The sequence below is a fragment of the Peribacillus folii genome (genome assembly GCF_030271255.1).
Classification (GTDB): Bacteria; Bacillota; Bacilli; order Bacillales; family DSM-1321; genus Peribacillus.
In genome coordinates, this window is sequence record NZ_JASJOM010000011.1 from 1 (window position 1) to 13,573 (window position 13,573).

General features: G+C 43.8%; 14 protein-coding genes and 1 riboswitch. Of the genes, 5 read left to right on the forward strand and 9 right to left on the reverse strand.

Features of this window, described 5'->3' with window-relative positions:
- Positions 1 to 315: 315 nt before the first annotated feature.
- Positions 316 to 1,179, reverse strand: coding sequence for a nucleotidyltransferase-like protein (locus tag QNI08_RS17545; RefSeq protein WP_285768842.1), 864 nt, complete (start codon positions 1,177 to 1,179; stop codon positions 316 to 318).
- A gap of 173 nt (positions 1,180 to 1,352) precedes the next feature.
- Here QNI08_RS17545 and QNI08_RS17550 point away from each other — a divergent pair, with 173 nt between their 5' ends.
- Positions 1,353 to 1,706, forward strand: coding sequence for a YgzB family protein (locus QNI08_RS17550; RefSeq protein WP_285768695.1), 354 nt, complete (start codon positions 1,353 to 1,355; stop codon positions 1,704 to 1,706).
- A gap of 75 nt (positions 1,707 to 1,781) precedes the next feature.
- Here QNI08_RS17550 and perR read toward each other — a convergent pair whose 3' ends face one another.
- From perR to QNI08_RS17575, 5 genes are all read right to left on the reverse strand, one after another.
- On the reverse strand, positions 1,782 to 2,225 hold the full coding sequence (perR, locus tag QNI08_RS17555; protein ID WP_483313792.1) for a peroxide-responsive transcriptional repressor PerR: 444 nt from the start codon (positions 2,223 to 2,225) through the stop codon (positions 1,782 to 1,784).
- A gap of 155 nt (positions 2,226 to 2,380) precedes the next feature.
- Positions 2,381 to 3,325: a D-2-hydroxyacid dehydrogenase gene (locus QNI08_RS17560; RefSeq protein ID WP_285768697.1), complete on the reverse strand. Its 945-nt coding sequence runs from the start codon at positions 3,323 to 3,325 to the stop codon at positions 2,381 to 2,383.
- A 148-nt stretch (positions 3,326 to 3,473) separates the two neighbouring features.
- On the reverse strand, positions 3,474 to 4,598 hold the full coding sequence (locus QNI08_RS17565) for an aminopeptidase (RefSeq protein ID WP_285768698.1): 1,125 nt from the start codon (positions 4,596 to 4,598) through the stop codon (positions 3,474 to 3,476).
- Entirely contained in the window at positions 4,570 to 5,040 is a 471-nt protein-coding gene (gene bcp / locus QNI08_RS17570; protein ID WP_285768699.1) for a thioredoxin-dependent thiol peroxidase, read from the reverse strand. The genes QNI08_RS17565 and bcp overlap by 29 nt, the downstream gene beginning before the upstream one ends.
- Positions 5,041 to 5,102: 62 nt before the next feature.
- Positions 5,103 to 5,522, reverse strand: coding sequence for a potassium channel family protein (locus QNI08_RS17575; protein WP_285768700.1), 420 nt, complete (start codon positions 5,520 to 5,522; stop codon positions 5,103 to 5,105).
- A 198-nt stretch (positions 5,523 to 5,720) separates the two neighbouring features.
- Positions 5,721 to 5,921, forward strand: a riboswitch (cobalamin riboswitch).
- 154 nt (positions 5,922 to 6,075) lie between these two features.
- On the opposite strand from QNI08_RS17575, the gene metE reads away from it, so the two are divergent.
- On the forward strand, positions 6,076 to 8,382 hold the full coding sequence (metE, locus tag QNI08_RS17580; RefSeq protein ID WP_285768701.1) for a 5-methyltetrahydropteroyltriglutamate--homocysteine S-methyltransferase: 2,307 nt from the start codon (positions 6,076 to 6,078) through the stop codon (positions 8,380 to 8,382).
- Entirely contained in the window at positions 8,379 to 8,867 is a 489-nt protein-coding gene (locus QNI08_RS17585) for an acyl-CoA thioesterase (protein WP_285768702.1), read from the forward strand. Before metE ends, QNI08_RS17585 begins: the two co-directional genes overlap by 4 nt.
- 44 nt (positions 8,868 to 8,911) lie before the next feature.
- On the opposite strand, the gene QNI08_RS17590 is transcribed toward QNI08_RS17585, so the two are convergent.
- From QNI08_RS17590 to QNI08_RS17600, 3 genes are read right to left on the reverse strand one after another with little or no spacing between them, the layout of a single operon-like run.
- The gene (locus QNI08_RS17590; RefSeq protein ID WP_285768703.1) at positions 8,912 to 9,697 is read right to left on the reverse strand and encodes an ABC transporter permease; all 786 of its coding nucleotides are present in this window, start codon (positions 9,695 to 9,697) and stop codon (positions 8,912 to 8,914) included.
- 4 nt (positions 9,698 to 9,701) lie between these two features.
- A complete protein-coding gene (locus tag QNI08_RS17595; RefSeq protein WP_285768704.1) occupies positions 9,702 to 10,493 on the reverse strand; it encodes an ABC transporter permease in 792 nt (263 codons plus the stop codon).
- Between the two features lie 49 nt (positions 10,494 to 10,542).
- Positions 10,543 to 11,550 (reverse strand): ABC transporter ATP-binding protein, encoded by a 1,008-nt coding sequence (locus tag QNI08_RS17600; RefSeq protein ID WP_285768705.1) that lies wholly within the window; start codon positions 11,548 to 11,550, stop codon positions 10,543 to 10,545.
- Between the two features lie 150 nt (positions 11,551 to 11,700).
- On the opposite strand from QNI08_RS17600, the gene QNI08_RS17605 reads away from it, so the two are divergent.
- Together QNI08_RS17605 and QNI08_RS17610 are read left to right on the forward strand one after the other, a co-directional pair.
- The gene (locus QNI08_RS17605) at positions 11,701 to 12,021 is read left to right on the forward strand and encodes a hypothetical protein (RefSeq protein WP_285768706.1); all 321 of its coding nucleotides are present in this window, start codon (positions 11,701 to 11,703) and stop codon (positions 12,019 to 12,021) included.
- Positions 12,022 to 12,152: 131 nt separating this feature from the next.
- A complete protein-coding gene (locus tag QNI08_RS17610) occupies positions 12,153 to 13,457 on the forward strand; it encodes a glutamate-1-semialdehyde 2,1-aminomutase (protein ID WP_285768707.1) in 1,305 nt (434 codons plus the stop codon).
- The last annotated feature ends 116 nt before the right edge of the window (positions 13,458 to 13,573 follow it).

Here is a 13,573-nt window from a genome sequence, read left to right on the forward strand (position 1 = left end):
GTTCGTCCTGAGCCAGGATCAAACTCTCCGAAGAAATGTTTGACTTGCTCATTTGCTTTTTTTTGATAGTGTGTGCTCACTTTAAAAAACGTTGGCGCTTTGTTTTGTTCAGTTTTCAAAGAGCAATTTTTCTTGCCGTTTACCTTGTAAGCGACTTTTACATCTTACCATGTCTCCAATCGAGTTGTCAACATGTTTTTTTATTTTTTTGTTTTGATGAAGCTGCGAAAGCTGATGTCCCGCAGCGACATGTATTAATATAACACCTATATTATTATCGGTCAATAATAATATGCAATTTTTTTAAAAGTTTTTTCACACGGAGTAATATCGATGATACACCTCGTGTCCCTTCGTCTCCACTTCGATGACATCGATTACCTTCTTCTCAATCAAATACTCTATTAGTACACCTAGATCGACTGAATAATATTTAAGTTCGGGGTGCTCCATGAGCTCAGCGATCGTCCATGCTTCGTCTTTCGTTCCCATTATTTCAACCAAATGCTGTGAACCTGCATTAGTCCTCGAATAAATAAGGAATTCACTTGCAAGGAAAAGAAGTTCCAGCCTTTTTTCAAGTGTTTCTTCACTGCTTATCAATTCCTTATATAGCTTATAGATTTCGGGTTCCATATGCTTCACTTGATTCCAGACAGTTACCTCCGGATAAAAGCCTTGTTCGATTATTTCCAATCGCGCCAAATGATGCAGGGAATGAACAATATGGTTATAGGCATCAAGATGGTGTCCTTTTTCAAAGAAGCTTTTCCCGTCCATGTACCTGCGTATCAGCTTCGCGAACTCCATTCCCATTTTCAGCTTCCTGCCATAGAAAGGGAATTCCCGGATTTCGGTTTTCAAATGGTCCAAATATTCATTCCGGTCATAAAGGACCTTTCCATTATAGATCCATTCAACCACTTTACGGTTCGTCCCTAATAAAAGCCACTCCTGTAGCTGATCTTTCTTTACGATATGCAAGGCTGCCTTTTTATCCTTGTATGTGTAATGCTTTAAATACACGGACTCTTCAGCTTCATCCGCAACGACAAAGAGGATGTAGTCAAATGTATCCGTAATCGGGCTATTATCATCTTTCTTTTCTATTAACAAAATCCCAAGTGTAGATTTTAAGCTTGCTCGCTCTTGATAAATCGGGCGAAGGATATCTTCCATCATTAAATTCCTCCAAAACCTTTTTTTTATACGTTCGACAAAACTCTTCAAAATCCTGCTTATTTCACTTTCAGAAAACGGTTCAACACTAGTAATATGTATCCTTTATTTCTTTTTTGTTCCATCCTTTGTTTATGTTATAGTTAAAGTTATATTTTAGGAGGGAAAAATCCATGGCTAAATATTCTAGCAAAATCAATAAAATCCGTACATTTGCTTTAAGTTTGATTTTCGTCGGCTTTATCGTGATGTATCTTGGACTTTTCTTCAAAACGCATCCTATAGTCATGACGCTTTTCATGGGGCTTGGACTTTTATTCATCATTGCAAGCACCGGGGTTTATTTTTGGATAGGGATGCTCTCAACCAAAACGATTCAAGTAGTCTGCCCTAACTGTGGCAAGCCGACAAAAATATTAGGGCGCGTGGACATTTGCATGCATTGCGAAGAACCGCTGACCCTTGACAAGAAGCTTGAAGGCGAAGAATTCAACGAAAAGTACAATCGAAAAAGCCTGCATGACTAAAGGAATTTGGTCCGGCTGAATCCATCCTTACTTCATAACAAGAAAAAAAGTTCCAACCAAGTGGAGGAACTTTTTTTAATGGCTTTCTTTTTTCGCACATTCCGAGCAGTCACCGTAAATTTCCATCCGATGGTGGCTCACATTGAAACCAGTCACCTGTGCTGCGAAATGCTCGACCTCATCCAATGCGGGATAATCGAAATCCACTATCTTTCCGCAAGTTTGGCAGATTACATGATAATGATTCGTGGTTACGAAGTCAAACCTTGCTGACGAATCACCATAGGTAAGTTCTTTAACCAATCCGACCTCACGGAAAACACGGAGGTTGTTGTAAACCGTCGCCACGCTCATATTTGGAAATTTGCTTTCCAGTGCTTTATATATATCATCAGCTGTAGGGTGTGACATAGAGTTTATCAAATATTCAAGAATCGCATGGCGTTGAGGAGTTATTCTTACACCGGTATCTTTTAAAGAATCCAACGCTTCTTTCAACTGAACTTCAGACACCGTCATCCACCTCGTTTTCTAATTAAGTATGAATTCTTAGATTGTAATATTTATAAATAGTGTACCTTCTATTCGTTGATTTTGTCAATATTTCTATGCCGTCCCGTTCTTTTTTTAGTTTATTCGCCATCTAGATGAATCTTTCCCATTTTCATATGGTTTTAGTATCCTTTTGATAAGTCGATTAGGTTGATGAAGTCTTTTCCGGCTTTCAGGTATTCAAGCATGTTTTTTTCGAAAATGGCAAAGGTCCTTGGTAAGTACTCGCCGCTTTTACTTGATAGATGAGGTGTTACCGTTACATTCTCCATGCTCCAAAACGGATGCCCTTCCCTTAAAGGCTCCGGATCGAATACATCCAGGATGGCATGTGATAGCTCCCCGCTTTCGAGAGCCTTATGCAGCACATCAGCCTCAACCAGATCGCCGCGTCCGATGTTGACAAATACGGCGGTGTCTTTCATCGCTTTAAAGTGTTCCTTTTTCAAAAGGTGTTTCGTCTCATCCGTACTGGGTAATACGGACACAATATAATCCGCTTTCGCCATGACGTCCAACAAACAGTCAAGAGTATACATGTGATCGATGCATTCCACTGGCTTTCCGCTCCGGTTCATTCCGAGTGTCGTCATCCTGAAGGCCTTACCTAGGCGGGCAACTTCCCCGCCAATCGCACCGGTACCGATGACGAGCATCGTTTTGCCATTCAGTTCCCCTACCTCGATCTTCCTGTCCCACCGCTCCTCTCTTTCGTTTTTCATGAGCAGCTTCAGTTTCTTTTCATATTGTAAAAGCATCCCTATCGTATACTCGGCCATTGGTATTTTATGAATGCCTCTTGCGTTCGTCACCATGATCCCGCGTTTTTCGATTGCCTTAAAAGGCATTAATTCCATCCCTGCGCTCATGACCATGATCCATTTCAGGTTTTTTGCCTTCTCAATGATCTCTTCAGTTAAATCCTCGCCATATGTAATGAAAACTTCCGCTTCACTAAGCGGCCCATCCTCCCAACCTGGTTGATAGGTGAAATTCAGTTCAGGAAAACCTGCCTTCATCTTCGTTTGGATTCCTTCATCTGGAATGATCGTTGAAAGTATTAACATGTTTTATCTCTCCCTTATTATTGACATAAAAAAACACGGGCTCTGTATGTCCCGCGCAACTTTCTCTGAGGAGGTATTCCCTTAATAAAGCATATTCAGGTGTACCCTTTTTGAGTTGGACAAAAGCCTTACCCTTAATAAAAAGGCGCTATTCCATTGAATCGGGATTCAAATCATGGAGCTCCGGCAGAACGAAAAGACCATCCCTTCTGATCAGGACGTCATCAAAATAAATGTCCCCACCCCCATATTCGGGACGCTGGATCAAAACCATATCCCAATGAATCGAGGAATGATTTCCATTATCAGCCTCATCATAGGCAGCACCCATTGCAAGGTGCAGACTGCCGCTTATTTTCTCATCGAACAATATATCGCCCATGGGCTTCACGATGCAGGAGTTGATTCCAATGCCAAATTCGCCGACGAAACGTGAACCTTCATCAATATTCAGTATCTCATTCATTTTATTCATGTGATCGGAAACGGCATTAATGACTTCTCCCTTTTCCAATGTTAATTGTATATTACTGAAAGAGGTTCCTTCATAGGCGGTGGGGACATTGAACGAAATCGTCCCATTGACGCTCTTCCTCAGCGGTGCCGTAAACACCTCGCCATCAGGCAAGTTATTTTTACCAGCGCAGCTGATTGCCGGCATTCCTTTGATTGAAAAGGACAAATCCGTCCCTGGTGAAATGATCTTGACCTTGTCAGTTCGTTCCATCAAATGCTTGAGCGGTTCCGACGCTGCCTCCATTTTGCCGTAATCCATAGTACATACGTTTAGAAGGAAGTCTTCATACTTGCCGAAGCTCATGCCGGCTTTTTGCGCAGATGTGCTAGTGGGGTAATTGAGCAAGACCCACCGTCGATTGTTTACATAAAAAAGCGTCGCGGGATGCATCATCTCCCCTTGAAGACGGTGCATCTCAACAGGTACATCCGTTGCACTTTCATCACCAGCTATGATGATGAGAGCATCAATATCGGTATATTTTTTCAACGCCCATTGCGCTGAAGTGGCAAGCTGTTCCTTTACATTCCCTCGCAGCAGGTGACGGCTTATTTCAGTTTCTTCCAGTTCTACATATGGAAATGCGCCAACTCTGTAAACTTCATCGATCAGCTCTTTCATTAGCGGCTTCGTTTGGATATGGCCCCTAATCAGGATTCTTTCTTTTGGCTTCAATCTTATCGAATGATGTATCAGCTTTACAGCGAGCTGCGTTATTCGCAGGTCCTTATTTTTGTAAGTCACGAAGCGTTTCAAGAGCCTCTTCGACATGGCCTTTGACTTTTACTTTGCGCCATTCTTTGACCAGGATGCCTTCCTTGTCGATTAAGAAGGTTGAACGTTCAATGCCCATATATTCCTTGCCAAAGTTCTTTTTCAATTGCCATACACCGTATGCTTCTGCAGCTTCATGGTTTTCATCAGCCAGCAAAAGGAAAGGCAATCCATGTTTTTCAATGAACTTTTCATGACGTGCGGCTGGATCCGGGCTGATGCCAATGATGATGGCATCCAATTCCTCAAAGTGCCCATTGTGGTCCCGAAAATCACAAGCCTGTGTCGTGCAGCCCGGAGTCATATCTTTTGGGTAAAAATATAAAACAACGTATTTGCCCTTGAACTGCGAAAGGGATACCATTTCTCCGTTATTGGCAGGCAAATGAAAATCAGGTGCTTTTTCGTCAATTTTAACAGTCATATTGAACCCTCCATTTTCTTCATTATGGTAAGGGTACCCAATATTTGAAAGAAACACAACTTTCATTTATCGTGCCTATCCTTCTGATCAAGATCGATCACCGCGCGGATCACGAATGCCGCCGGAAGCGTGTATCCGATGAATGCCTGGATAGTTGCGATCATCCGGCCCATGCCTATTGGGGCTATGTCTCCATATCCTACAGAAAACATCGTCATTGCACTAAAATAAAAAGAAGTTTTCAATTGTTCATAAAAAGTTCCGTCCAAGCGATTGCCCATATCAAGAATCACCGAATGATTCTGAAGCTCGTATAATAAGTAAATCAGCGCAAAACCAACCAATATCGTCGCATATAAATTGCCGAGCCAAAGCATATCTTCAAGCGAGAATTTTTTCCCTCCCGACTCAACAAGAAATAACGTCCGAATGCTCATCACCATGCAAAAAATGATTCCTGCAATCAAGATGTAGAAAGTCATCCCCCACGCCCCATTTCAAAACGCCCGCTTCCTTATACATACTCCCTGTCCAACCAATATATTCTTTCTTGGCAAGACTTCAGCGATGGCACAAGCTCCTATATACGAAACTTTTGCTTGTTGACCCTTTTTGTCGGATATGATAAGATTGTCTAAATTTTTATAATAGTTTCTATTTTATAAATTTTTACCTTATTGAATTTCATAGTGGAAACAGGTTCCTAATATTCATTGTTCATTAGGATTAAAAGGGAAGTCCGGTGTAACCCCGGCACGGTCCCGCCACTGTAATGGGATTGTTAGCGCCACCCGATATGCCACTGACCCTTTAGGGTTGGGAAGGCTTGCCGCTAGCGACAAACCCTAAGTCAGGAGACCTGCCTGTTTCAACAACACTGTTTTAACCTACGGGAGATAGGGAGGTGTTAGGAACCTTTCATGTAGGTGGCAATTTTGCTTGCCGCTTTATTTTAAGCATTTCTAACTTTCTCTTTTTGACTGTTAGGGGTGCTTTTTTTGATGCATTTCAATCAAATTCAAAGAATGTAGGAGGATGGAAATTTTGAAAAGTAGTAATCTGGGATACCCGCGCATCGGGGAAGATCGTGAATGGAAACGCACGTTAGAGGCTTACTGGGCAGGGAAAATTGATGAAACCGAATTCGCAGCAAAACTGGAAGCGATCCGGTTGGGGAATTTGCAAAAACAAAAAGATCAAGGCATTGATATCATTCCTGCCAACGACTTTACTTTTTATGACCAAATGCTCGATACGTCCGTCATGTTCGGACTCGTCCCCCAACGTTATTCCGCCTATGAAGGCGGCAGTGTTCCGCTGTCCGTTTATTATTCAATGGCCCGAGGTAACAAGGACGAAGTCGCATCAGAAATGACGAAGTGGTTCAATACGAATTATCATTATATTGTGCCTGAATTAAAGCAATCCCAGCTGACTTTGACAGAAAACAAGCCGCTTGCTGCCTATCGGGAAGCAAAGGAAAAGCTCGGGATTGAAACAAAGCCGGTGCTGATCGGACCTTATACCTTCATCTCCCTTTCCAAGGGCTTCAGTAAAGAAGAGGTTCCCGGCATCATCCTAAGCCTGCTCCCGCTATACACACAAATCCTGCAAGAGTTGGAGCAGGAAGGTGTGCAGTGGGTTCAGATCGATGAGCCTTCCCTCGTTTCATCGATTTCCAAGGATGATATGGAAACTATTACATACCTCTACGAAAAACTGAATGAAGCGGCTCCTCACCTGAACATCATGCTCCAAACATACTTTGATGCGGTGGAGCACTACGAAGCGGTAACCAAACTGAACGTTCAAGGAATCGGGCTTGATTTTGTTCATGACAAAGGCAGAAACCTTAGCAATCTTGAAACATTCGGCTTCCCCACAGACAAAATGCTCGGTGCAGGCGTGATTGACGGAAAAAACATTTGGCTTTCCGATTTATCGAGCAAGCTTCAATTGATTGAGACGATCAAGAACAAAGTCGCAGAAGATAAAATCTGGCTCCAGCCCTCTTGTTCCCTGCTGCATGTTCCAGTGACCGTCCGCAATGAAACCGCGCTTGCTGAAGAGGTGAAGGAAGCACTTGCCTTTGCAGATGAGAAGCTTGAAGAAATCACACTTCTAGTCAAAGGAAGCAATCTAGGTTTGGATACAATCAGCAAAAAAATCGATGCGAATAAATTGGCAATCCAAACGTTAGCCGGTTCCCAAGCGCGGAATCATAAAGCAGTACAACAAGCTGTTGAAAAGGCGAAATCCAAGACATCGGGGCGTCAGCTGCCATTCAAAGAGCGTTACCAAAAACAACGGGAGTTTTTCAATTTGCCATTTCTCCCTTCAACAACGATCGGCAGTTTCCCACAGACATTCGAAGTGAAGCAGGCGCGCAGTAAATTCAAAAGAGGAGAATGGACGGCTGCCCAGTATGAATCATTCATTCATGAAGAGATTTCCAGATGGATCGATATTCAAGAAGAAATCGGCCTCGACGTTCTTGTTCACGGAGAATTCGAGCGGACGGATATGGTTGAATATTTCGGCCATAAGCTTGGAGGATTCGTCTTTTTGGAAAAAGGCTGGGTCCAATCCTATGGATCTCGTTGCGTCAAGCCCCCCGTCATCTATGGCGATGTTCATTTCATCGAGCCGATGACGGTCAAGGAAAGCGTCTACGCTCAATCACAGACAAAGAAAACGGTAAAAGGAATGCTTACGGGTCCTGTAACGATATTGAACTGGTCATTTGTCCGTGATGATATTTCCAGGGAGAATGTGTGCTACCAGCTTGCCCTTGCCTTGGATAAAGAGGTCCTTGCCCTGGAAGCAGCCGGAATCAAAATGATCCAAGTTGATGAGCCTGCACTTAGAGAAGGACTTCCATTGAAAAAAAGCGATCGTGACGAATATTTGGACTGGACGGTGAAGTCGTTCCTGATCTCCACATCTAGCGTGGAAGATACAACGCAAATCCATACGCATATGTGCTATTGTGATTTCAACAGTTTCATGGATGTCATTTCTTCCCTTGATGCCGATGTCATTTCCATCGAAACTTCCCGCAGCCACGGGGAGCTCGCCTCAGCATTCGAGGAAAAGACGTACGAAAAAGGAATTGGCCTAGGGGTATATGATATTCATAGTCCAAGGGTTCCGGCTGTGGAGGAAATGGTCGACATGATTGAGCGCGGCATCAAGGTATTGGATAAAGACCAGTTTTGGATCAATCCTGATTGCGGCCTGAAGACGAGGGGCGTACCTGAAACGGTTGCTTCCCTTAAAAATATGGTCGAGGCTGCCAAAATCGTCCGCGAAAATCTACTGGCCCAAACAACCGGCAAATGATCGAAAATGACGTAGAGATAGCACCAGGACATCCTACACAGCAGTCACGGACCTTTTTAACCGACCTTGTTTTCCCGCCTGATACGAATCATCACAATACCATTTTTGGCGGGAAGGTAATGGCCTATGTCGATAAAATAGCCTGCATTTCGGCTATGCGCCATTGCCGAAAACCCGTCGTGACCGCATCAAGTGACTCTTTTGATTTTTTGGCACCCATCAAGACAGGAGATGCGATTAACCTCGAGGCTTATGTAACATGTGCCCATCGCACATCCATGGAGGTATTCGTGAAAGTGGAGCGGGAAAACTTATTAACCGGTGAAAAACAACTTACGGCACGCGCCTTTTTAACGATGCTTGCCATTGATGAAGATGGAAAACCGACCGAAGTTCCATTGGTCATTCCGGAAACGGAAATGGAAAAGCAGCAATATGCCGAAGCACAGGCAAGGTATATGGAAAGAAAGAAAAAGCGTAAATAAGCAAAAGAACTCCCTTCCGCCTGATGGCTGAAGGGAGTTCTTGTTTAGTTTCCTGCCCCGCGATACCGCTTCACCCCTTGATTCCAAATGACGACGGATACCATGAAAAAGGCGACCCCGACTACAGGTGTGGCGAATGCATACGCATACCACTCCTCTTTCCTAAGGAAATAAGATGCCGGATAAACACCGACAAACGCGAATGGCAGCACCCATGTAAGGACAAAGCGAATGACCTTATTATAGATATCGACAGGATAGCGTCCATAGTTCCCGATATTGTACATCATCGGCATGATGGACGTTTTTGCATCCGACCAGAATCCAATGCTTGCTATAGCAATGAAGATGGCTGCATAAGCAAGCGCCCCTCCTATTGAAAAGAGGATGAAGAGAATCGGATCATACCACGCCAGCTCCAGATTCAATGAAACTCCCGAGTATACGATTATGATCAAACCGGTCACAACACCAAATAGCGATTCAAGTTCGATTCTTTCCAAGATCACTTGAAACAGGCTATGGATCGGCCTGGTCAATATCCGGTCCATTTCACCCTTGACGATATAGCGATCGTTGAAATCCCAAATATTGAAGAAGGCTGAAAAAAGGGCGAATGGAATAAGGAAGAATCCATAGATGAATATGATTTCTTCTCGGCTCCACCCGCTTAAAAACTGGGTATGGCCAAAAACGACCAAGATGAATACTAAATTCACGACCTGATTCAGCAGATCTGATAGGATTTCCATGAAAAAATCCGCCCGATATTGCAATCTTGTTTTCATATATTGACTCACATATTGAAAAAACATCGAAACATAAAACATCCGATCAACCCCCTTGAATAATCAGCTGTTTTTTTGCGACTATCCATAAAAGCTGAATCGGTATTATGAGTATGACGACCCAAATGAATTGCTGTAAAAGAGCCATGCCAATTTCCCCTGAGCTGTATCCATTCGTAAAAATCATGCTTGGTACATAGCTAATCCCTTGAAACGGCAAATATTTCATCACCTCTTGCGCCCACATTGGATAGAAACTGATGGGCAGCAAAAGTCCGGAAAATAAATCGATGATGACTCGTTTAGCCCGGATCAACCCTGCATTGTTATAAAGGAAAAAGGTGGTGATTCCCGTCAATAAATTTATTTGGGTATTGATGATGAAGCTGAACAGCAAGGAAACCCCGAATATGGACCATGTTGCCGGTTCTTTCGGCAGTTCAATCGGAAAAATCAAAGCTACAAGCAGCATGCCCGGAATCGAGAAAAAGAAGAAACGAAATATACCTTCCCCGAGACCCTGCATCGTCTTCATCCCTAAATAATTATAAGGTCGGATCATTTCAATGGCGACCTTGCCATCCTTGATTTCAGTGGCAATTTCGCGATCAATGTTATTGAAATAAAAGGCCCTAGCCATCCAAGCAACCGCCACATAGGTTGTCATTTGCATACTTGACAGGCCTTCAATGGAGCTTTTTTCTCCATATATTGCATTCCACAAGAAATAATAAGCACCAATATTGATGCTATAAATTAAGATGCCGGTATAATAATCCGTTCGATACGCAAGCATCATCAAAAATCGCATGCGAATCATCGCTAAATATTTCCCCATGGCACTCTCCCTCCTTGATAGACACGTTGTTTCTTAAATGATAAGAGAGTCAGACAGTGCCTTCTTCATATATATTGCGAACGATTTCTTCAATGGACGTCTCATGAATTTTGATATCCTTAATTTTAAAATGGGAGACGACAGCAGACACAAGCTGAGAAATATGGTCCCCTTCTTCTTTCAGCAAGGCAATGTATGTTTGGCTTTTCTCATCATAAACCCAGTTTGCCGTAAATGGGAACGGTAAGGATTGCAGTTGCTGCAAGGAAACCGCTTCGATGAATTGAAAATGAATTTGTTTTTCCTCGGCCCAATTATCCTTCAACCCCTGCAATTCCCCATCATAAATGATCCTGCCTTCATCCAGCATGATCACGCGCTCGCAAAGCGCCTCAATATCGCCTAAATCATGGGTTGTCAAAAGGATGGTCGTATTATATTTCTCATTGATTTCTTTCAGGAACTCACGAATCTTCAGTTTCACGAGCACATCAAGCCCTATGGTTGGTTCATCCAGGAACAGCAATGGCGGATTGTGAATCAACGCTGCCGCAAGCTCACAGCGCATTCGCTGGCCAAGCGAGAGTTTTCGCACCGGTTTGTCGAGCAAAGGACCGATATCGAGCGTCTTGATGACATGTTCCATATGATTGTCATATTGTTCATCCGTCACCTTATAAACCTTTTTTAACAGCCTGAAGGATTCTTGAACGGCAATATCCCACCAAAGCTGGGAGCGCTGGCCAAATACGACCCCGATAGTCTGGGTGAACTTTTCCCTTTCCCTGTGCGGGTTCATGCCATTGACCGCGATTTCCCCTGCCGTGGGTTCCAAAATACCTGTGAGCATTTTGATCGTCGTCGATTTGCCGGCACCATTTTCCCCGATATAAGCTACCATCTCTCCCTTTTTTACTGTAAAATTGATATCATTGACTGCAGGGACGATCTTATAATTCCTTGTAAGTAAATCCCGGAAGGCTCCTTTTAGTCCTGAACGGCTTGATGCCGACTTGAATTCCTTCCGCAGCTGTTTCACTTGAATTGCATCACTCATCCTGTTACATCCTCCGTAATCTCATGTCCTAATGCATTAGTTTATCCAACCTCCGCTTTTTAGACAATAAAAATGCCTGATGTTTCGCCTCCCTTTTTCCGGGAATTTCTGCCATTCAAAAGATACATATATAAAGGAGACAAGTATGCCATGAATCTAAAAGAATTTTTATTATCCCAAATTGAAAAGGTCGTCATCGGACTTCGATACGACTTCCTTTACGAAGATGATTATGGTCAATTATTGTGCCAGGTCATTGAAAGGGATTCCGCCGGATCAATCGAAAGCACCCCCTTAAGTTTCCAAATCGTAATCAATGAAGAAAAAGGCACCGGCCGCCTTATCTATTACCAAGCCGAGGGCGAAATGAAACGCCAATCCTTCGACATCGAAAAGCCTGCCACCATTGTGGACATCCTAACCTTCCTGACCACGTTTTTGGCTCCTGATTCGGTTTCCACCAGAAAATAACCGACAAGGAACCCAGCAGTTTCAAGCTTCAGCCTGATTTTCTAAAGGCCTTGGCCCCCACCCCCAGATTTCCGGATCAAAAAGTGCTATGATTAAGGGGAATATGTTTGTACTTTTAGGAGGTTTTAAGATTGGATTTTAGTAATTCGGAGCTTTTACATAAAGAGGCATTGGAACATATCGTCGGAGGGGTCAACAGTCCTTCGCGTTCATACAAGGCAGTAGGCGGCGGCTCACCGGTCGCGATGGATCATGCCAAAGGTGCTTACTTCTGGGATGTCGACGGAAATAAATATATCGATTACTTGGCTGCCTATGGCCCGATCATCACGGGGCATGCCCATCCGCATATTACGGAGGCAATCGTTGAAGCAGCAGAAACAGGCGTTTTATATGGCACTCCAACAAAGCATGAGGTCAAATTCGCCAAAATGCTGAAAGAGGCCATACCATCCCTCGATAAGGTTCGCTTCACTAATTCAGGCACCGAGGCAGTCATGTCGACGATTCGCGTGGCCCGTGCTTATACCGGCCGCGATAAGATCATTAAGTTTGCCGGCTGTTACCATGGTCACTCCGACCTTGTTCTTGTAGCCGCAGGGTCAGGGCCGTCCACACTTGGAACACCGGATTCTGCCGGAGTCCCTAAAAGCATCGCCCAAGAGGTCATAACGGTGCCTTTCAACGATATCGAACCATTTAAGGAAGCATTGAATAAATGGGGAAACGAAATCGCAGGCGTACTCGTTGAACCGATCGTCGGCAACTTTGGAATCGTCGAACCAAAACCAGGATTCCTTGAAGAAGTCATTTCCTTGTCCCACCAGGCTGGATCATTGGTCATTTTCGATGAAGTCATCACCGCCTTCCGATTCATGTATGGCGGCGCTCAAGACTTCTTGGGAATTCAACCCGATTTGACCGCCCTTGGCAAGATCATCGGCGGCGGACTCCCGATCGGTGCCTATGGCGGCAAAAAGGAAATCATGGAAACCGTCGCTCCCCTCGGACCTGCCTACCAAGCAGGTACCATGGCTGGAAATCCGGCATCCATGCTTTCCGGAATAGCCTGCTTGGAGGTGCTTAAAGAGGAAGGGCTGTACGACAAGCTTGATCGATTAGGAAAAATCCTTGAAGATGGTATCCAAAAGGCCGCTGCTCAATATAATGTTCCTATCACGATCAACCGCCTTAAGGGCGCCTTGACGATTTATTTCACGACGGAACGAATTGAAAACTATGAGCAGGCTGAGAATACGGATGGTGAAATGTTCGCGAGGTTCTTCAAGCTGATGCTCCACCAAGGCATCAATTTGGCTCCTTCCAAATACGAAGCGTGGTTCCTGACGATCGCGCATTCGGAGGACGATATCGCTTATACCCTCAAAGCGGTTGAACATGCATTCAAAAACTTGATTCAAGATACGACAATCTAATAATTATGCATTTTTTATACACCCCAAGATGTACTTCATTCTTGGGGTTTTCTAATCACCAGGTAAAATAATCATTAAAATTGGCCCTTTCACTTCATTACCGACGAAAATCGCCT

What these genes read in the sequence shown, in the direction of transcription:
- QNI08_RS17605 (WP_285768706.1), top strand. Translation starts at nt 11,701, where the DNA reads ATGAATCTAAAAGAATTTTTATTATCCCAAATTGAAAAGGTCGTCATC.
- QNI08_RS17600 (WP_285768705.1), bottom strand. Translation starts at nt 11,550, where the DNA reads ATGAGTGATGCAATTCAAGTGAAACAGCTGCGGAAGGAATTCAAGTCG.
- bcp (WP_285768699.1), bottom strand. Translation starts at nt 5,040, where the DNA reads ATGACTGTTAAAATTGACGAAAAAGCACCTGATTTTCATTTGCCTGCC.
- metE (WP_285768701.1), top strand. Translation starts at nt 6,076, where the DNA reads ATGGAAATTTTGAAAAGTAGTAATCTGGGATACCCGCGCATCGGGGAA.
- perR (WP_483313792.1), bottom strand. Translation starts at nt 2,225, where the DNA reads ATGACGGTGTCTGAAGTTCAGTTGAAAGAAGCGTTGGATTCTTTAAAA.
- QNI08_RS17585 (WP_285768702.1), top strand. Translation starts at nt 8,379, where the DNA reads ATGATCGAAAATGACGTAGAGATAGCACCAGGACATCCTACACAGCAG.
- QNI08_RS17560 (WP_285768697.1), bottom strand. Translation starts at nt 3,325, where the DNA reads ATGTTAATACTTTCAACGATCATTCCAGATGAAGGAATCCAAACGAAG.
- QNI08_RS17545 (WP_285768842.1), bottom strand. Translation starts at nt 1,179, where the DNA reads ATGGAAGATATCCTTCGCCCGATTTATCAAGAGCGAGCAAGCTTAAAA.
- QNI08_RS17590 (WP_285768703.1), bottom strand. Translation starts at nt 9,697, where the DNA reads ATGTTTTATGTTTCGATGTTTTTTCAATATGTGAGTCAATATATGAAA.
- QNI08_RS17550 (WP_285768695.1), top strand. Translation starts at nt 1,353, where the DNA reads ATGGCTAAATATTCTAGCAAAATCAATAAAATCCGTACATTTGCTTTA.
- QNI08_RS17575 (WP_285768700.1), bottom strand. Translation starts at nt 5,522, where the DNA reads ATGACTTTCTACATCTTGATTGCAGGAATCATTTTTTGCATGGTGATG.
- QNI08_RS17595 (WP_285768704.1), bottom strand. Translation starts at nt 10,493, where the DNA reads ATGGGGAAATATTTAGCGATGATTCGCATGCGATTTTTGATGATGCTT.